Genomic DNA, 17,998 nt, shown 5'->3' with positions numbered 1-17,998 from the left:
GACCGGGTTCCCCGTACCGGAGCCGCCCCGCATGCCGGCGATCCGGCGTTCACATGTCACAAGGTGAGTAAGCGGACCGTCTATTTTCAGCCGATCTCACATCCACAGTGAGCGACAGAAGGCAACATTCTGGACGCCAGGTCCCGCCAAACGTACGATGATGGTCACATTTGTCCCTGCGGAGCGGTGGGCCGGATTCGGACGCGTTTGCGACCGTTGTTGGCGGGTAGCGCCGCACATCCAGGTGCATCTGGTGTCAGATTGCGGGGTCTCGGTGGTCCAGTGGGCCACTTTGTCTGCTTTCCCTTGGGTTCCCCTCCTTCCGACCAAAGGCGGGGCCGTTTTTCGTCCGTAGCTCAGCGATGTGGGGGATGGCGTGGTGCTGGAACAAAGTGGTTGTCGCCACGAGCACGCGGACGGAGAGGGATGACCGGTACGGAAGCGGGGTTGCGCTTTCAGGTGCTGGGGTCGGTCGCCGTGCGGTCCGCAGCCGGACCGGTCCGGCTGCCCGGCACCGTGGCACGCCGCGTGCTCACCCTGCTGATGCTGTCCCCCGGCGAAGTACTCAGCACTCCCCGCCTCGTCAAGGCCGCCTGGGGCCCGTGCTGTCCGGCGACCGCTTCCAACCAGGTGCGCAAGGCGATCGCCCAACTCCGCCACGCCATACCGGGCGCGGGGGCGCACCTGCTCACCGACGGCCCGAACTACCGGCTGAACGTCAGCGCGGTCGAGTCCGACCTGGTGGAGTTCAACCAGCGCCGCCTGCACATCCGGAGACTCGCGGAGAGGGGCGTGAGCGAGGGCCAGCGCATCCAGGAACTGCAGGCGGCCCTGTCCCTCTTCCGCGGACAGGTGGCGGCCGACATCGTCGACGGGGATGATCTGGAGAGCGGACCGATCCGCGCGGCCGCCCGGGTGGTGGAGGAGCGGCGGCTCGCCGTCCAGAAGGAGCTGATCGCGCTGCGGCTGCGCACGTCGCCACCGGCGCTGGTGATAGAGGACCTGCGGTACCTGGTGGCGCAGCATCCGCTCGCGGAGGATCTGCGCGCACAGCTCATGCTCGCGCTGTCCCTCTCCGGCAGGCAGGCCGACGCGCTCGCCGAGTACGCCGAGATACGCACCCTGCTCCGCGACGAACTGGGCATCGACCCCAATCACTCACTGGCCCAGGTGCACGAAGCGGTGCTGTGCGGTGACGCCCACACCTACCTGCGGGCCGGAGCCTCGCCACGTGATTACGAACGGCCCGTCATCACCGATATCGACACGGGCGGATGGCATGTGGCGTTACGGGTCCGCGAGGCGCCCAGAAGGCCCGTCTGCACCCTGCCCCACGGGCCGGCCGATTTCGTCGGACGGCGGGAGGAGGTGCACACCCTGCTGCGGACCGCCAGGGCGGGCTCCCGGGGTCCGGGACCGCTGCTCATCTGCGTCGACGGCATGGGTGGCGTCGGCAAGACGGCTCTCGCCCTGCACACGGCCCATCAGCTGGTCCAGGACTTTCCGGACGGTCAGTTCTACGTCGACCTGCGCGCCTTCAGTCCCTCCGAGCGTCCCTGCGAACCCGCCGAGGTGCTTCAGGTGCTTCTCCGCTCGCTGGGGGGCGAGGCGCAGCGCATCCCGGCGGACCCCGACAGCCAGGTGGCCATGTGGCGCGCCCGGCTGGCCGACTCCAAGGTGCTGCTGCTGCTCGACAATGCCGCGAGCGAGGCGCAGATCGTGCCGCTGCTGCCGCCGGGCAACGGTTCCCTCGTTCTGATCACGAGCCGCCGCCGCCTCTACGGCCTCGACGGCACGGAGCCCTGCCCGGCTTCGCCGATGAGCACGGGCGACTCCCGGGAACTGCTCGAACGGCTGCTCGGCGAGAGACTGGAGCCGCGGGCGGCGGAACGGCTCGTCGCGTATTGCGAGGGACTCCCCCTGGCACTGCGCCTGGCGGCCGCCAAGCTGCGCAGCCGCCCCACCTGGACGCTGTCCCATCTGGTGGAGCGCCTGGCCGACCCGCGGCGCCGGCCCGCCGAACTCCAGGTGGGCGACCGGAGCGTACGGTCGGTGCTCCGGCTCTCCTTCGACGCGGTGACCGAGGCGCAGCGACGTGCCCTGTGCGTACTGGCCCTGCTGCCGGACGCCGACATGGGGGTGTACGAGGCGGCGGCCCTGCTCGACACCGGTGCCGTCGAGGCCGAGCTGTTGTTGGAGGGCCTGCTCGACGTGAACCTCCTCGAACAGTCCCACATCGGCCGCTACGCCCTGCACGGGCTCGTGGCCGGTGTCACGACGGGCACGGAGGAGTTCGAGCAGCTCCTGCGCGGTGGCGGGCGCCGCTCGGCGCTCCACCGGCTGCTTGCCCATCACCTGGCGGTCACCTCGCGCAGCTGCCTCCTGCTCGGGCGGCCGGACGATGGGGGCAGTGCCGGTGCCGGTGCCGTTCCCCACCTCCCCGAGATCGGCAGCCGCAAGGAGGCGTTGGAGGTCTGCGAGCGGGGGCTGCCCGCGATGGTGGAGACGCTGCGCGCCTCCGGGCACGAGGGGGCCTTCCTCGCGGCGGCGCGGCTCGCGCGCAATCTGCGCTTCGTCCTGGCCCCCGAGGGCGGCTGGGAGATGAGGGGCGGGGTGGAGGACGCCGGGGCTTCCGGTTCCCGGAACGCGTACCGCAGGGCGCTGCTCGGGCTGGCTTCGGCCTGCCGGGGCGTCGGCCTGCTGGAGCACGGCGCGACGCTGACCGCCGCGGCGACGAGTACGGCCGGGCCCCGGGGCATCCGCTCCACGGGAGGCATGGCCTAGGGCCGGTGGCCCCGCCGCGGGGCCGGCGGGGTCAGGGAGCCGGCTCCAGCCTGACGGGGATGCTCCGGTAGGCCCGGAAGGTGACGCTGGGGCGCCGTTCCACGGGGCCCGCCGCGGTCGGTGTGGCCGGTGCGTGCGCCAGCCACCGCAGTACGGCACGCCCCTCCACCTGAGCCAGGGCCGCGCCCAGGCAGTGATGCACACCGCCGCCGAAGCTCACGTGCGGATTGGGGTCACGGGTGATGTCGAGCCGCTCGGGGTCGGCGAACCGTGCCGGGTCGTGGTTGGCCGCTCCCAGCAGCAGCACCAGGATGCGGCCCGCGCGCACGGTGCGGCCCTCGATGTCCACCGCCTCCTTCACATAGCGCGCGGTGGCCTGAATCGGCGCGTCGTAGCGCAGGAACTCCTCGACGGCCGACACCGCCAGCTCCGGCCTCTCGCGCAGCAGAGCCAACTGCGAAGGGTGTCCCAGCAGCCCGGAGAAGATCGTGGAGATCAGGTTGGTGGTGGTCTCGAAGCCGGCGAAGAACAGGAACACCACGTTGTCGACGAGGGTGTCCCGGTCGAAGCCGGGGTGCGTACGCCGCGCCGCCAGCAGATTGCTGATCAGATCGTCGGCGGGCCGCTTCGACCGCTCGTCCACCAGCGCCGAGACGTAGGCGCGCAGCCAGGTCACCGCGGCGTGGGCCGCCCCCCGTTCCTCCTCGGGCACGTACAGGGCGAACGCCTTGGCCAGTTCCACCGCGTGCGGCCGTACCGCGTCCCGGTCCACGTCCGGGATGCCGATCAGCTCGCAGACCACGGTGACCGGCAGCGGGAAGGCCAGGTCACCGACGACGTCCAGGATCCCGCCCGCACCCGCCCGGTCCTGGGCCTCGGCCATCAGCCGGTCCACCTGGGCGGCGACGTAGTCCTCCAGCCTGCGCATCAGCCCCGGGCTGAACGAGCGCTGCATGATGCCCCGCAGGAAGGTGTGCGCCGGCGCGTCCTGGTCCAGCACGATCCGCTTCAGGAACTCGTTGGCGGGCCCGGCCCCGGTGGAGAACTCGTGGTACTCCGGCGGGTACTCGTGGCCGAGCCGGCGGTCCTTGAGCAGCCGGCTGACGTCCTGGTGGTGCGAGACCACCCACTGGCCGGCCGCGCCCCGGGCCAGGCGGCCCGACTCGCGCAGAGCGGTGTACACCGCGTACGGGTCCGCGACCACGGCGGGATCGCGGGAGTCGAACCTGACGGGCAGCTCGCGCATGCGGCCGGCACCTCCTGTTGCTCGCGCGTGGTCTTCGGCAAGGAGCCTGACAGCGCGGGAGCGGGGGCGGGGGAACCTGTCGCCAGTCCTTCACCTCCGTCCGGCGCCCGGCCCCGGGCTCGCAGACTGGGCGCCAGGCAACCGCCGGACCGAGCCGCGCACCCGAGGGTGCCGGGAGGTGACGCAGCGTTGAACACCGTGCTGAACATGCCCCGCTTCCTGTTGGACGACGCGCGGGCCATGCGCGACCCCTACCCGGTCTACCGCCGACTGCGCGCGTACGGCCCGGTCTGCCGGGGCGGCCCGGGGCAGTGGGTCTTCCCCCGGCACGAGGAGGTCTCCGCGCTGCTCCGTGATCCCCGGCTGGGCCGGGAGTTCCCCGAGCAGTACCAGGCGGTGTCGGTGGGCGAGGGGCCGGCCAACGACTATCTGCGGCGCATCGTCGTGGACCGCGATCCCCCGTCGCACACCCGGCTGCGCCGGCTGCTCGTCAAGTCGCTCAGCCCGGCGATGGTGCGTGCGCTGCGTGAGCCCGTCGCCGGGCTCGTCGACGGCATGCTGGACCGGTTCGCCGACGAGCGCCGCTTCGACCTCGTCGCCGACCTGGCCGTACCCGTACCGATGACCGTGATGAGCGAGCTGCTGGACATCCCCGGCCCCGACCGGGCCGACATCGCCCGCCTCTCCACGTCGCTCGCGCAGGCGTTCGCGGTGTTCATCCCGCCGGAGAAGCAGCGCGAGGCGCACAGCGCCGTGGTCGAGCTGCGCGACTACATGGCCCAGCTGGTACGCGAGCGCAGGCGGCGCCCCGGTGACGATCTGCTGTCCCGGATGCTCGCCGCGGTCAAGGACGGCGAGGAGCCGCTGACGGACGAGGAGATCATCGACAACGCGCTGTTCGTCTACTACGCGGGCTTCGAGACGACCACCAACGCCATCGCCACCGGCGGCGACCTCCTCGTGCGCCAGCCCCACACCCAGCGGCAGTTGCGGGAGGACCCGGGCATCGCCGGCAGCGCGGTGGAGGAGTACATGCGCTTCGACGCCCCCATCCACGCCACGACCCGGATGGCCCTGGAGCCGATCGACATCGCCGGGCTGACGGTCCGCAAGGGACGCATCGTGGTGCTGCTGCTCGCCTCCGCCAACCACGACGAGCGGGTGTTCCACGAGCCGCACCGGGCCGACCTGACCAGGTCGCCCAACCCTCATCTCAGTTTCGGCGGAGGGGTGCACCACTGCCTCGGCGCGGCGCTGGCCCGGATGGAGGGCTCGGTGGTCTTCGAGCGGCTGGTCGCCCGGTTCGCGGACATCGAGTCGGCGGGTGAGGGGGTGTGGGAACCCAGCGCGGGCGGCTTCCGGTTCCCCTACTGGGCGCACCGCAGCGTGCCGGTGGCGGTGCGGCCCGCCTGAGCGCGGCGCGGGAGGGAGCCCGCCAGTGCCGTGATCGCGGTCACGACGAGGTCCGCGCGGGCGGTCCACCGCCCGGACAGGGCCGGGAAGCCGGTGGCGGCCGGGTCGAAGGCGGCGTCCGGGCGGCGGACCCGGCGCGCCCCTCCGGGGACCGGCCGCACCGTGAACGTCCCCCGGTCGCGGCCGGGCCGCAGGACGACCTCGGCGTCGTCGAAGCCGAGCCAGGACCCCATCGCGGGATACCAGACCTTGTAGTACGCCTCCTTGGCGCTGAACAGCACCCGGCACCACGGCACGCCGGGCCGGTACGCACGCAGTTCGGCGAGATGGGCCCGCTCGGCCGCCGAGGTCACCCCTTCCAGCACCCGCCGGGGCAGCGGTGCGCACGGCTCGGCGTCGATCCCCATCCCGTCGGCGTCCCGGGTCCGGGCCGCCGCCGCCGCCCGGTAGCCCCGGCAGTGCGTCAGGGACCCGACCGTTCCGGCCGGCCATCGGGGCGCCCCGTGGATGTCGCGCACCAGGGCGGCGGGCGGGACGCCCACGTCGGCCAGGCAGAGGCGTGCCAGCCGCCGGACCGTGGCGTACTCCGCGCGGCGGGCGGGCAGCGCGTCGGCCACCTCCGCACGTTCCGCCTCGAAGAGCGCGGGGGCCGTCAGCTCCCGGGTGCTCTCCCGGCCGGCCGCGTACGCGGGCAGCAGTGTCCGGATCACGCCGGGGAGGGCTGTCGCGCCGGGCCGTCGGGGGTGTGGCGCTCCGGTGGGCGACCGGATGCCGCCGTCGCCCGCAGCGCCACCTTGTCGATCTTGCCGACCGGGGTGCGCGGCAGCGCCGGCAGTTCGCGCACCTCGTCGGGCAGCTTGAACGCGGCCAGTCCTCTGCCCGCGAGGTAGCGTTTGACCTCCGGCAGCGAGGGTGCTTGCCCCGGCCCCCCGCTCGGGACGACGAACGCGAGGACGGCCTCTCCGAGTCCGGCGTCGGGCCGGGCCACCACGGCGACGTCGTCGATGGCCTCGTGGCCGCGCAGCTGCCCCTCGACCTCGTCGGCGGATACCTTCTCGCCCGCGCGGTTGATGACGTCCTTGGCGCGGCCGACGATCACCAGGTTGCGCTCGGGTGTGAGCCGGGCCAGGTCGCCGGTGCGGAAGAAGCCGTCGGGGGTGAACGAGGTACGGTTCGCCTCCGGCGCGTTCCAGTAGCCGTTGATCGTGTACGGGCCGCGGGTGACCAGTTCGCCCACGGCGCCCGCCGGAACCTCCCGCAACTCGTCGTCCACGAGGCGCAGTTCGTCGAACTCGGACAGCGGACGGCCCTCGGTGCCGTGCACCACGTCCTCCGGGTCGTCCAGGCGCGTGTACGTGAGCAGGCCCTCGCCGATGCCGAACCAGTTCGTGATGCGGCAGCCGAGCGCGGACTGCGTGCGCCCGGCGGCCTGCTCGTCGAACTTGGAGCTGCCCACCTGGAGGACGATGCCCTTCATGTCCACCGGCCGTTGCGCGGCGACCTTGGTCCACAGCGCCGCCAGGGCGGGGACGACGGTGGTGTGGGTGACTCCCTCCCGCTCGATCAGCGGGAAGACCTCGTCGGGGGAGGGACTGGCCGCCAGGACCGCCTTGCCGCCCACCAGGAGCGCTCCGAGTACCCCCGGGCATCCCAGGGCGGCGTTGTGCGCCGCCGGGTTCGCCGCCAGGTAGACGCTGTCCTCGCCGAACTCCAGGGCCCGCGCGCACCCGGCGATGTTGTACAGGTAGTCGTCGTGCGTCCGGGGGATCAGCTTGGGCTTGCCGGTGCTGCCGCCGCTGAGCAGGAGGAACGCCACACCGGAGGGATCGACCTCGGGCAACGGCCCGCCGCCTGCTCCCTCGGCGCGGACCCGGGACAACGGGGTCAGGTCCTCACTGTCGCCCGCCACGATCACCGTACGGACGCCGGGGAGGGACGCGGCGTGCCGGGCGAGGGCGCGGTAGTCGAAGCCCTGGAAGCGGCCGGCGGTGATGTAGCCGACCGCCCCGGAGGCTTCGATCAGGTGTCGTACCTCGCTCTCCCGGTGGCCCGGCAGCGCGAACACCGGGATGACGCCCGCCCGGAACAGCCCCACGGTGACGGTGAGGAACTCGACGACGTTCGGCAGTTGGACCATGACCCGGTCGCCGGGACCGACGCCGAGGGACAGCAGGCCGCGCGCGATGTCGTCGGCCTCGGCGCGCAGTTCGCCGTGCGTGACGCGGCGCTCGCGGTCCACGGCCGCGACGCGGTCGGGGAAGGCCAGTGCCGTCTCCGTCAGCGCGTCGCCCAGCGGCACCCCTCGCCAGATCCCGGCGGCCCGGTAGCGGGCGGCATCCTCGTCGCTCCACGGCGTGAACTCGTCCATGCCGGCCAGTGTCGTGGCCCGCCGGGCCACGCCGGGCGGGGGGAACAGAGCCGTGAAAGAGATGGAGGACGCCCCCGCGATCGCTCCTATCGTCACCAGCGTCGCCGACGAGATCCCGGCACCGGGACACCCCGCCCTAGGAGTGATGGATGAGTCACCCCCCTACGCTGAACTGGCTCGACGCACCTCGCGACGACAGCGGTGTGGAGATGTTCGACGAGACGTCCCACACCTACCGGACCTACACCGAACTCGCCGGCGCGGCGCTCCGGATCGCGGGCGGGCTCGTCGCGCGGGACGTTCCCCGCGGGGCGGTCGTGCCGCTGCTGTGCTCGCCCGGCCCCGATCTCGTCGCCGCCTTCTACGGGGTGCAGGCGGCCGGCTGCGTGGTGAGCGTGCTGGCGCCGCCCACCCGGATGTCGGGCGAGGCCGCCCGCGCCCACGTCCGTGCCGTCGTCGAGGCGGTGGAGGCGGGCACGGTGCTGGTCGACGCCGGCCAGTACGCGTACGCGGTGGACGTCCTCGCCGGGACCGGGCGGGACGTCCGCGTCCTGCGGCTGGAGGAGCTGCTCGCGGGTGACCCGGGCCGGCGGGACCCCGCCGAACTGGCCCTCGTCCAGTTCACCTCGGGCAGCTCGGGCCGTCCTCGCGGTGTGCGGGTCAGCCACGCCGCGCTCGACGCCAACACCTGCGCGATCCGCGACTGGGAGCAGGCGGGCCCGGAGGACTCCTGGTGCTCATGGCTGCCCATGCACCACGACATGGGGCTCATCGGCTGTCTCGTGGTGCCGGTCTCCGGAAACAACCGGCTGGCGGTGTGCCGGCCCGAGACCTTTCTGCGCCATCCGCTGGCGTACCTCTCGCGTTTCGACGCCAACCGGGTCGAGCGGCCCGCCACGATCACCGCCACCCCGGCGTTCGGTTTGCAGCGCATCGTGGACAAGGTGGGCCACGCCGACCTGGAGGGCGCCGACCTCTCCCGCACCCGCGCGGTGATCGTCGGGGCCGAGCGCATCGATCCCGTGCTGGTCGCCCGCTTCACGGAGCTGACGCGCCCGCACGGCCTGTCCCCGCGCACCCTCACCCCCGCCTACGGGCTGGCCGAGAGCACCCTCGCCGTCACGGGGGTGCCCGTCGAGGAGACCCCGCGCGCCGTGGTCGTCCACCGGGACGCGCTGCGGGTCGGCGCGGAGGTGAGCCTCGCGGACGGGGCAACGGAACGGGCGACGGTCCAGGTGATGAGCTGCGGCCGGGCCCTGGACGGCCTGGCGGTGGAGGTCGTCGGTGAGGACGGGGCGCCGCTGCCCGAGGGCCACGTCGGCGAACTGGCCGTCTCGGGCTCCTCGGTGGCCGACGGCTACCTCGCCGGCGGCTCCGCCGGGGGCACCTCCTTCAGGGCGGGGCGGCTGCTGACCCGCGACGTCGCCTTCCGGCTGGCCGGCGAGTTCTACGTGCTGGGCAGGCTGGGCGACAGCGTCAAGGTCCACGCCCGCTCGCTCTTCGCCGAGGACGTCGAGCTGATGCTCGCCCGGGCCGGACTCAACCCGAGCAGGATCTGCGTCGTGCTCGGCGAGGCGGACGGGAGCCCGCACGCCGTGGCCGTCCTGGAGGAACTCGACGCCCGGGCCGCCGAAGTGGCCGAGGACGTGCTCGCCACGGTCTGCCCCGGCACCCGCCGGCACGTGGCCCGGGTGCCGCGCGGCGCGATCCCCCGTACCAGCAGCGGCAAGAGCCGTCGCCGCCAGCTGTGGCAGCGCCTCAGCCAGGAACACGCCTTCGACGGGGTGCCCGCCGCGACCGACGGACCCGCCTGACCGGCCCGCACACCACCGCCCAACCTGCCCCAGAACAGGAGTCCACATGTCCTACTCCGGTGAAGAGGTGCGCGAGACAGTGCTCGCGATCATCGAGCAACTCGCCCCCGAGCGGGAGCGGTTCAAGGCGGGCGAAGACATGCGTCTGGTCGAGGACCTGGGGTTCCACTCCCTGGCCCTGCTGGAGATGGCGTTCGCGATCGAGGACGACTTCGACCTGCCGCCGATCGACGAGCAGACCGGACGTGCCATCAGGACGACCGAACAGGTCATCAGCTACGTCCTGAGCCAGGTCGAGATCGCGACGCCGTCGTGACCATCACCACCGATCCGGGCACGACGACGCCATGAAGCAATGAAGGAGCCACGATGACCGAGGCGATCCTCCTCGCGGACCTCACCAAGCGATTCGGCGAGCAGACCGCGCTCGACCGCGTGTCGCTGGGGATACCGGCGGGAACCGTGGTGGGCCTGCTCGGCCCCAACGGAGCGGGCAAGACCACTCTCATCAACTGCCTGACGACGCTCATGCGACCCGACGGGGGCACCATCCGGGTGCTGGGCCACGACCCCGACGCGGACCCGTCCCTCGTACGCGCCAACATCGCCGTCACCGGGCAGTTCGCCGCCCTCGACGAACAGATCAGCCCGCGCGAGAACCTGGTCTTCTTCGGCCGGCTGCTGGGCCTCGGCAAGGGCGCGGCCCAGCAGCGCGCGGGGGAGATGCTGGAGCGGTTCGAACTCGGCGAAGCCGCGTACACCCCGGTCGGCTACCTCTCCGGCGGCATGCGCCGGCGCCTCGACCTCGCGGTGAGCCTGGTGGTCCCGCGGCCGGTGCTGGTGCTGGACGAACCGACCACCGGTCTCGACCCGCGCAGCCGCAAACTCCTGTGGGACATGGTCAGGGCCGAGGCCGCCCGGGGCGTCGCCGTCCTGCTCACCACGCAGTACCTGGAGGAGGCCGACCAGTTGGCCGACCGCATCGTCGTCATCGACAAGGGGCGGGTCCTGGCGGACGGTACCTCGGACGAACTCAAGCTCGACGTGGGCGGCCTCATGTGCCGCCTGACCCTCATCGGCGCCGCCGACGCCGAGGCGGCCCGCCTGGCCCTCGGCGGCCTCCCCGGTGTGACGGCCGAGAGCGACCAGGTGGCCGTGCCGGTGGCGCGTCCCGAGGACGTGGGCACCGTGCTGGGCCGGCTGGAGGGCGAAGGGCTGCGCATCACCGGTATCGAAGTGACCAAACCGACGCTCGACGAGGTCTTCTTCGCCCTCACCGAGCCCATGTCGAAGGAGACCACCCGATGAGCGCCGCACCGGACGTCGCGGCGCCCGGCGCCCCGGTGTCCCCGGGCCGCCCGGCCGGCCGGGGGCACGACTTCCAGGTGCTCTTCGACCGGTTGCGGGTGCGCTCGTTCTCCCGGGGCGGGCTGGTGGCCACCGTGGTCCAGCCGCTGGTCTTCTTCGCCATCTTCTACTGCACCTTCGCCGTCATGCTGGACGAGCAGGGCATCGAGTTCGGCCCGTTCGTCACTCCCACCGTCCTGGTCCAGGCCCTGATGTTCGTGGCCATCGGCAGCGCCACCGACCTGGCCGCCGACCGCTCCAGCGGCTTCTTCTCCCGCCTGCTGACCAGCCCGGTCGACATGGGTGCGATGAGCCTGGCGCACCTGGCCGTGGTGGCGCTGCAAGGGCTCCTGTCCAGCGTCGCCGTCGTCCTCGCCGGACATCTGGCGGGCTTCCGCTTCGACCACGGGGTGTTCGCCGCGCTGGGCTTCGTCCTGTTCGCCGTCCTGTTCACCGTGGCCCTGTCGCTGGCCACGGCCACCATCGCGCTGCGCCTGCGCAACCTGGAGGCGCTCAGCGCCGTGCTCCACCTGCCGTACCTGCCGCTGCTGGTGCTCTCCACCGGCTTCGTCGAGGCGGACCTCTTCCCCGGCTGGCTCCAGCCGGTCGTCAGCGCCTCCCCGGTGTCCGGAGCGATCGACACGCTGCGCGCCCTGTCGACCACCGAACTGTCCTGGAGCGCGACGCTGCCCGGTCTCGCGTGGGTGGCGGGCCTGCTCGTCCTCTTCTCCTGGACCACGACCGTCGCCTTCAGGAAGGTGGCCATCCGATGACCGTGCAGTCACCCGGCACGGCGGCCCCGTCGCTGTCCCCGTCCCCCTCGCCCGCCCCGGCCACCCTGGCCGGCGCCTCCCTGGTCATCGCCGGACGGGTACTGCGCCAGTTCGTGCGGAACCGGATGATGATCATCGTCACCATCGCCTTTCCGCTACTCCAGCTCTTCATGCTGCTGGCCGCCTTCAACGTGCTGGTGCGCGACACCCAGGACGTCGACTACGTGCGGCGGCTCGCTCCGCTGATCGTGCTCATCACGGCGTTCTCCTCGATCCTCACCACGGCGATCGCCCTGTGGAGCGACATCCGCAGCGGGGTGTTCAACCGGCTGCGGGCGATGCCGCTGGACATGCGGGCGTACGTCATCGGGCGGATGGCCGGCGACTTCGTCCGGATCATGGGCGTGGCCCTCCTGGTCACGCTCGTCGCCCACACGGTCGGGTTCCGGTTCTCCCGGGGGCTGTGGGCGACGCTCGGATTCTTCGGGATCGTGGCGCTGTTCGGCATGATGTGCAGCGCGCTGGCCGTCGCCGTCGCCCTCGTCGCCCAGCATCCCGGCATCATCGTGCGCTACGTCCAGATGCCGACGCTCGTACTGACGCTCATGTCCAGCGGTTACGTGCCGCTGGACGCCTTCCCGGGATGGATCAGGCCGGCGGTCGCCGTCAACCCCGTGTCGCTGGCGGCCGACGCGCTGGCCGGGCTCTCCGACCGGGGCGCGCTGACCGCCCCGGTGCTCGGGACCGCCGCGTGGACCGTGGGCGTCACGGCGGTCTGCATGGCCGTCGCCACGCGCCGCTTCGCCCAGCTCGTGAAGCGCGGCTGACCGTGGCGGACATCGTCGTCCTGGGCGCTGGGGTGGCCGGTCTCGGGCTCGCCGCCTTCGCCGCCCGCCGCGGACACCGGGTGACCCTCGTGGAGCGGGACGGGCCGCCCCCCGGGGGCGGGGCCGACACCGAGGTGGCCGACTGGGAGCGCCGCGGCGTGCCGCACGCCCGCCAGGGGCACGCCCTGCTGGGGCTGGGCATCTCGGTGCTGCGCCAGGAGTGCCCCGGGGTACTGGACGAGCTGACCGGCCGCGGCGCGGTCGCGGTGGCCCTGGAGACGGGCGGCGACGACCTCGGCCTGCTCAGCCGCCGGCTGGTCTTCGAGGCCGCGCTGCGCCGCCGGGCCCTCGCCGACCCCGGGGTCACGTTGCTGCGCGACCGGGTCACCGGCCTGTTGGCCGCCGGAGCGCCGCACGAGTGCCCGCACGTCCACGGGGTGCGGCTCGCGGAGGGCGGCGACCTGTCCGCCGACGTGGTCCTCGACGCCACCGGCCGCAGATCCGCTGTGGCCGCCTGGCTCACCGCACTCGGCGGCGCGCCGCCCCGGGAGACGGTCCAGTCGTGCGGGTTCTCCTACATCGCGCAGGAGTTCGCGCTGGACCCGGGCGGCCGGTTCCCGTCCCTGCGGGCCCCGGTGGTGCACGAACTCGACTTCGCCACCGTGCTGGCGTTCCCCGGCGACAACGGCCGCTTCCACCTGTCGACCACTGTCTCCTCCCAGGACCCGCTGCGGACCCGGCTGCTGGACCGCCCGGTCTATCTGCGGTTCCTCGCCAGCGTGGACGGGGCGCGGGACTGGCTCGACCGGGCAACGCCGGTCCGCGAGCCCATGCCGATGGCCGGCCTGGAGAACCGCCGCCGCTGCCTGGTCGCGGACGGGGCGCCACTGGTCACCGGTTACGCGCTGGTGGGCGACGCCTGCGTACAGACCAACCCCACCTTCGGGCGCGGTGTGTCCCTGGCCCTGGCGCACGCCAGGACCGTCGCCGACCGCCTCGACCGGCTCGATCAGGAGCCGCACCGCTGGGCCGTGGAGACGCACGAGGCCACCAAGGGGTGCCTGGGGCTGTGGTTCGAGCAGCAGGTCGCCACCGACGCCGCGCGGCTCGCCGAACTCGCGGGCCGGGGGCACGACGACTCACTGGCCGCCCGCGTCCTGACCGCCCTGGCCGTGCTGCGCGAGGAGGACGAGCAGGTCCGCGTCGCCGCCGAGCGGGTCTACCACATGCTGCTCACCCCGGCCGAGCTGATGAAGGACCGCAAGGTGGCCCGCCGGGTCCTCGCGTTCCTGCGTGAGCACCCCGATCTCCGGCGCGAACACGTCGGCCCCAACCGCCGGGACTTCGAGCGCCTGGTCACCGGCTGAGCGCCCACAGAAGGGAACACCATGAAAGTCACCCTGCCCACGGACGTCACGCTGAGCTACGACATCTACGGTCCCGAGGACGGCCCCGTGGTCGTCCTCGTACCCGGACAGCACCAGGCGTCCCTGTTCGAGACCATGCAGGTGCCGCAGCTGACGAAGGCGGGATACCGCGTCGTCACCTTCGACCTGCGGGGGGTGCACCCCTCGGAGGAGACCCCGCCGCCCTACACGGTGGAACTGCTCGGGCAGGACCTGGCGGCGCTCAACGAGGCGCTGGAGCTCGGCCGGTGCACCTACATCGGCTACTCGGTGGGCGCGATGATCCTGCTGGAGCTGGCGATGAAGCGCCCGGAGCTGATCGAGCGCGCCGCGCTCATCGGGGTTCCGTGGAAGCCCGGCAAGCTGCAGCAGGCCATCCAGGCCGAGGCGGTGGACCGGCTGAAGAACGGGCACAAGGTGCCGGCCCTGCTGGAGGGGACCTTCCGGGCGATGTACCTGTTCGGGCCGCGGGCGCTCAACCGGGACCAGTTCATCGCACCCTATCTGGACGGGCTGGCGGGTCTCGCGGAGTCGGGCGGGCACGGTGCCATCGGGCACGCCGAAGCGAGCACCGCGTTCCGGCCGAGCGACGAGGAGGTGTCCGCGGTGCGGGTGCCCCTGCTCGTGGTGGGAATGGAGCACGACATCGTCGCGCCCCGGCACCTGTCGCGGGAACTGGCGGACCTGATCCCCACCGCCGAGTACACCGAGATACGCAACTGCGGGCACGCCTCCCTGCTCGAGAAGCCCACCGAGGTCAACGCGCTGGTCGCGGACTATCTGCGTTCGGGCAAGGTCGGCACCCCGCGCGGCTCGCGCCGGCCGTCCGCCGGCGATGCGGAGGAGAGCCGTACGGAAGTGGGCTGACGCCCCGCCACAATCCGACGGCGCCCGGCCTGTCCGCGCAGGCCGGGCGCCGTCTGCCGTGCCGCGCTACGGCCGCGCCGTGAGCCGGTACAGCCGGTGGAACGGATGCCCCACGTCGATCACCCGGGTGTCCAGGCCCGCCTCGGCGGCGTACCGGCGCACGGTGTCGGGCCGCATCACCGTGCCGGTGGCCGCGCTCGGGGTCCGGCTCATCCCGACCGGCAGGCAGTGCAGCACGCTGACCGCGTAGTGGAAGCGTTCGCTGTCCGGCGCCGCGGGGGTGAACCGCTCCCCCACGGACGGTTCCATCAGCAGCACGGCTCCCCCGGGCGCCAGCAGCCTGCGGCAGGCCCGGAGCACGTCCACCGGCGCCGACATGTCGTGCAGGGCGTCGAACACGCACACCAGGGTGTGGGCCGCCGCCCCGTCCCCGTCCTCCGCCGCGTCCCCGGCGTGGAAGCGGACCCGGTCGCCGAGCCCTTCGGCGGGATCGGCGGCGGCGAGGTTGGCCTCGGCGTCCCGGATCGACGCCTCGTCCAGGTCCAGCCCGTGCACCTCGGCGTCGGGGAACATCCGGGCCAGCGCCAGCGTGGAGAGGCCGGAGCCGCACGCCACGTCGGCGATGCTGCTCCCCGGCACCCTCAGCCGGGCGTCGATGTCGGGCAGGTGGCGGCCGATCCAGCCGGGGAGGTGGTGTGTGAAGACGCCTTGGTTGAGGCCCGCCTGTCCCCCGCGCAGGGCCTCGCCGTAGGCCGCGTACGGAAGGCCCCGGCGACCGCGGTAGGCGTCCACCAGTTGCGGCAGTACGGCCGCCATGCCGCCGATGGGCATCACGACGAGCGGGGCGATCCAGTTCGGGCTGTCGGAGTCGAGCAGCGCCTCCGCGTGGGCGGGCGGCAGGGTGAACCGCCGGTCCGCCGGCGGCGCCTCGGGGGCGTCGACGGTCAGGACACCGGCACAGGTCTGCTGTTCCAGCCACTCCCGCACCATGCGGGCGTCGAGGTCGCCGTCCTCGGCGACCTCGGCGGCGGTGGCGGGGCCGGTGCGGCGCAGGGCTTCGTACAGTCCCAGTTCCAGGCCCAGGTAACAGGTCATCAGCTCGGCGGAGGCGAGGCCGGCCCCGAAGAGCCGCAGGGAGAACGACTGCGTGGAGTCCGCGGGCGCCTCGGCCGGTCCCCCGCGTGCGGGGGGCACGCCGAGTCCGGCACGGGCGGGGGCGGGGTTGCGGAAGACGGGCGGCACGGCGGTCAGAGGTGGGCGAGGACGTTGACGACGTTGCCGTCGTGGTCCCGGTAGAAGAAGCGCCGTACGCCCCACTCCTCCTCCGCGGGCCCGTACAGGATCTCCAGGCCGGCGGCGCGGGCCCCCGCGAGAGCCGCGTCGAGGTCCTCCACCTCGATGGAGGCCGCCGGGTTCACCGGCCCGGTCGGGTCCTTGGTGATGAGGCTGACCTGCACGGAGTGGTCGGACGGCGGGGCGAGGGTGGCGATCCAGCCGTGATTCATGATCACTTCCATCCCGGTGGCCCTCATGTGGGCCTCCACTGCGGAATCGAGGTCACCGACCGTGAGCAGCGGCATCGCGCGGAGTGCAGACATGTCCGCCAGCGTATCCAGCGCGCCCCGCGCCCCCGGGGGCCTTTCCGCCCTCTTTCACCCTCGTGTCGCCGCCCCTCCGGCGGCCGTACGTTCTCCTCGCATCGGCCTCCTCGCGTGGGGGCGCGCGGGCCGAACTCGCCAACCCCGAAGGAGGACTGACGTGGGACTCGTCACCGCGACCGGTACGGCCATTCCGGAATCCAGGCTCACGGAGCTCGGTGAGGCGGTCAGGGGCCGAATCATCACCGCGCAGGACGCCGACTACGAGGAGCGCAAGCAGATCTGGAACGGCTACTTCCAGAAGAGCCCCGGCGCGATCGTCCAGGTGGACGGCGCTTCCGACGTCGTCAAGGTCGTCAATTTCGCGCGCGAGAACGACATCGAACTGGCCGTCAAGGGCGGCGGCCACTGCTTCGCGGGCACGGGCACCGTCGAGGGCGGCCTGCTGCTCGACACCTCCCGGCTGCGCGGCATACGGGTCGACCCGGCCAAGCGGCGTCTCGTCGTCCAGCCGGGCCTGGAACAGGGCGACGTCGACGCGGAGACCACCAGCTTCGGGCTCGCCGTCACCGGTTCCCAGGAGTCGTACATCGGCATCGGCGGCCTCACCCTGGGCGGTGGCCTCGGCTGGCTCGCCCGCTACCGGGGCCTGCTCGTGGACAACCTGGTCTCCGCCGACATCGTGCTCGCGAACGGGGAGCTGGTGACCACCACCGCCGAGGACCACCCCGACCTGTTCTGGGCGATCCGGGGCGGCGGCGGCAACTACGGCGTGGCCACCCGCTTCGAGTTCAATCTGCACCCGCAGGGCGACTGCATGGCGGGACTGCTCGCCTTCCCCATCGACCAGACCGTGGACGTGGCTCGCCGGCTCGACGAGTTCAACCGGACCGCGCCCGACGAGCTGACCACGTCGTTCGCCTTCCTCACCGCCCCGGGCGGTGCGCCGGCGATCGGCCTGGGCTTCGTGCACGCCGCCCCCGACGAGTCCACCGAGGCCCTGATCGGCCAGATGCGCGGACTCGGCACCGGGGCGCTCCTCGACCACTGCGGCCCGATGCCGTACGTGGCCGTGCAGCGGATGCTCGACGAGAACACGGTCGCGGGGCACCGGTACTACCCGCGCTCGTTCCTGCTGCCCGAGCTGCGCGACGAGCCTCTGCAGATCCTCGCCGACGGGTTCGTCAACGCCCCGTCGGAGCGGAGTCTGGTCGGCGGCGGCCTGATGGGCGGCGTCATGTCGAACGTGCCGGCGTCCGAGACCCCCTTCCTGCACCGCGAGGGCTACCTGACCAGCATCCTCACCTCCTGGACCGACCCGGCCAAGGACGAGGAGGCCGTCGAGTGGACCGAGAAGGTGTACGCGGAGCTCCTGCCGTACACCACCGGCGCGGTCTACGCCAACCACCTGGGTGCCGACTCGGCCGAGCGCATCGAGGACGCCTACGGCTCCAACTACGAGCGGCTGACCCGTATCAAGGCCGTCTACGACCCGGAGAACTTCTTCCACACGAACAACAACATCAAGCCGGCGGGCTGAGCCCCGCGCGTACGG

General features: G+C 72.6%; 15 protein-coding genes. 10 read left to right on the top strand and 5 right to left on the bottom strand.

The genetic code is table 11. The features are described 5' to 3' along the window. The first annotated feature begins 426 nt into the window (after positions 1-426). Positions 427-2,784 (top strand): BTAD domain-containing putative transcriptional regulator, encoded by a 2,358-nt coding sequence (locus tag OG242_RS32720; RefSeq protein ID WP_331739113.1) that lies wholly within the window; start codon positions 427-429, stop codon positions 2,782-2,784. A 31-nt stretch (positions 2,785-2,815) separates the two neighbouring features. On the opposite strand, the gene OG242_RS32715 is transcribed toward OG242_RS32720, so the two are convergent. Beyond that, positions 2,816-4,030 (bottom strand): cytochrome P450, encoded by a 1,215-nt coding sequence (locus OG242_RS32715; RefSeq protein ID WP_331739111.1) that lies wholly within the window; start codon positions 4,028-4,030, stop codon positions 2,816-2,818. A gap of 198 nt (positions 4,031-4,228) precedes the next feature. Here OG242_RS32715 and OG242_RS32710 point away from each other — a divergent pair, with 198 nt between their 5' ends. Continuing rightward, positions 4,229-5,443, top strand: a complete 1,215-nt coding sequence (locus OG242_RS32710; RefSeq protein WP_331739145.1) for a cytochrome P450 — start codon at positions 4,229-4,231, stop codon at positions 5,441-5,443. Here the strand turns inward: OG242_RS32710 and OG242_RS32705 are convergent. Both OG242_RS32705 and OG242_RS32700 read right to left on the bottom strand, forming a co-directional pair. Continuing rightward, entirely contained in the window at positions 5,398-6,153 is a 756-nt protein-coding gene (locus OG242_RS32705) for a 4'-phosphopantetheinyl transferase superfamily protein (protein WP_331739109.1), read from the bottom strand. The two genes, OG242_RS32710 and OG242_RS32705, sit on opposite strands and share 46 nt — an antisense overlap. Continuing rightward, positions 6,150-7,811, bottom strand: coding sequence for an AMP-binding protein (locus OG242_RS32700; protein ID WP_331739107.1), 1,662 nt, complete (start codon positions 7,809-7,811; stop codon positions 6,150-6,152). Before OG242_RS32700 ends, OG242_RS32705 begins: the two co-directional genes overlap by 4 nt. Before the next feature lie 149 nt (positions 7,812-7,960). On the opposite strand from OG242_RS32700, the gene OG242_RS32695 reads away from it, so the two are divergent. The 7 genes from OG242_RS32695 to OG242_RS32665 are packed head-to-tail and all read left to right on the top strand — an operon-like array spanning position 7,961 to position 14,845. After that, a complete protein-coding gene (locus OG242_RS32695; protein WP_331739104.1) occupies positions 7,961-9,625 on the top strand; it encodes an AMP-binding protein in 1,665 nt (554 codons plus the stop codon). 46 nt (positions 9,626-9,671) lie between these two features. After that, positions 9,672-9,941, top strand: a complete 270-nt coding sequence (locus tag OG242_RS32690; protein WP_331739102.1) for a hypothetical protein — start codon at positions 9,672-9,674, stop codon at positions 9,939-9,941. 53 nt (positions 9,942-9,994) lie between these two features. Continuing rightward, positions 9,995-10,933 (top strand): ATP-binding cassette domain-containing protein, encoded by a 939-nt coding sequence (locus OG242_RS32685; protein WP_331739100.1) that lies wholly within the window; start codon positions 9,995-9,997, stop codon positions 10,931-10,933. Then, positions 10,930-11,745 (top strand): ABC transporter permease, encoded by an 816-nt coding sequence (locus OG242_RS32680; RefSeq protein ID WP_331739098.1) that lies wholly within the window; start codon positions 10,930-10,932, stop codon positions 11,743-11,745. The genes OG242_RS32685 and OG242_RS32680 overlap by 4 nt, the downstream gene beginning before the upstream one ends. After that, a complete protein-coding gene (locus tag OG242_RS32675) occupies positions 11,742-12,572 on the top strand; it encodes an ABC transporter permease (protein WP_331739095.1) in 831 nt (276 codons plus the stop codon). The genes OG242_RS32680 and OG242_RS32675 overlap by 4 nt, the downstream gene beginning before the upstream one ends. 2 nt (positions 12,573-12,574) lie before the next feature. Further along, complete coding sequence (locus tag OG242_RS32670) at positions 12,575-13,939, top strand: FAD-dependent oxidoreductase (RefSeq protein WP_331739093.1); 1,365 nt, start codon at positions 12,575-12,577, stop codon at positions 13,937-13,939. A 21-nt stretch (positions 13,940-13,960) separates the two neighbouring features. Next, complete coding sequence (locus OG242_RS32665; protein WP_331739092.1) at positions 13,961-14,845, top strand: alpha/beta hydrolase; 885 nt, start codon at positions 13,961-13,963, stop codon at positions 14,843-14,845. A gap of 66 nt (positions 14,846-14,911) precedes the next feature. Here OG242_RS32665 and OG242_RS32660 read toward each other — a convergent pair whose 3' ends face one another. Together OG242_RS32660 and OG242_RS32655 are read right to left on the bottom strand one after the other, a co-directional pair. Continuing rightward, positions 14,912-16,087 carry a class I SAM-dependent methyltransferase gene (locus OG242_RS32660; RefSeq protein ID WP_405901801.1) on the bottom strand — a complete coding sequence of 392 codons (1,176 nt, stop codon included), beginning with the start codon at positions 16,085-16,087 and terminating at the stop codon, positions 14,912-14,914. Between the two features lie 5 nt (positions 16,088-16,092). Next, entirely contained in the window at positions 16,093-16,443 is a 351-nt protein-coding gene (locus tag OG242_RS32655) for a VOC family protein (RefSeq protein ID WP_331739090.1), read from the bottom strand. A 160-nt stretch (positions 16,444-16,603) separates the two neighbouring features. Here OG242_RS32655 and OG242_RS32650 point away from each other — a divergent pair, with 160 nt between their 5' ends. Then, on the top strand, positions 16,604-17,983 hold the full coding sequence (locus tag OG242_RS32650) for an FAD-binding oxidoreductase (protein WP_164640689.1): 1,380 nt from the start codon (positions 16,604-16,606) through the stop codon (positions 17,981-17,983). Positions 17,984-17,998: the final 15 nt, after the last annotated feature.

Source organism: Streptomyces sp. NBC_00727 (assembly GCF_045161745.1).
GTDB lineage: Bacteria > Actinomycetota > Actinomycetes > Streptomycetales > Streptomycetaceae > Streptomyces.
Note: the sequence above shows the minus strand (reverse complement) of the source record. Positions and strands in the feature narration are given on the sequence as shown.

Bases quoted from the DNA above. Each gene is read 5' to 3' on its own strand.
- OG242_RS32695 (WP_331739104.1), top strand. From the start codon at position 7,961: ATGAGTCACCCCCCTACGCTGAACTGGCTCGACGCACCTCGCGACGAC.
- OG242_RS32680 (WP_331739098.1), top strand. From the start codon at position 10,930: ATGAGCGCCGCACCGGACGTCGCGGCGCCCGGCGCCCCGGTGTCCCCG.
- OG242_RS32665 (WP_331739092.1), top strand. From the start codon at position 13,961: ATGAAAGTCACCCTGCCCACGGACGTCACGCTGAGCTACGACATCTAC.
- OG242_RS32685 (WP_331739100.1), top strand. From the start codon at position 9,995: ATGACCGAGGCGATCCTCCTCGCGGACCTCACCAAGCGATTCGGCGAG.
- OG242_RS32720 (WP_331739113.1), top strand. From the start codon at position 427: ATGACCGGTACGGAAGCGGGGTTGCGCTTTCAGGTGCTGGGGTCGGTC.
- OG242_RS32675 (WP_331739095.1), top strand. From the start codon at position 11,742: ATGACCGTGCAGTCACCCGGCACGGCGGCCCCGTCGCTGTCCCCGTCC.
- OG242_RS32700 (WP_331739107.1), bottom strand. From the start codon at position 7,811: ATGGACGAGTTCACGCCGTGGAGCGACGAGGATGCCGCCCGCTACCGG.
- OG242_RS32655 (WP_331739090.1), bottom strand. From the start codon at position 16,443: ATGTCTGCACTCCGCGCGATGCCGCTGCTCACGGTCGGTGACCTCGAT.
- OG242_RS32715 (WP_331739111.1), bottom strand. From the start codon at position 4,030: ATGCGCGAGCTGCCCGTCAGGTTCGACTCCCGCGATCCCGCCGTGGTC.
- OG242_RS32690 (WP_331739102.1), top strand. From the start codon at position 9,672: ATGTCCTACTCCGGTGAAGAGGTGCGCGAGACAGTGCTCGCGATCATC.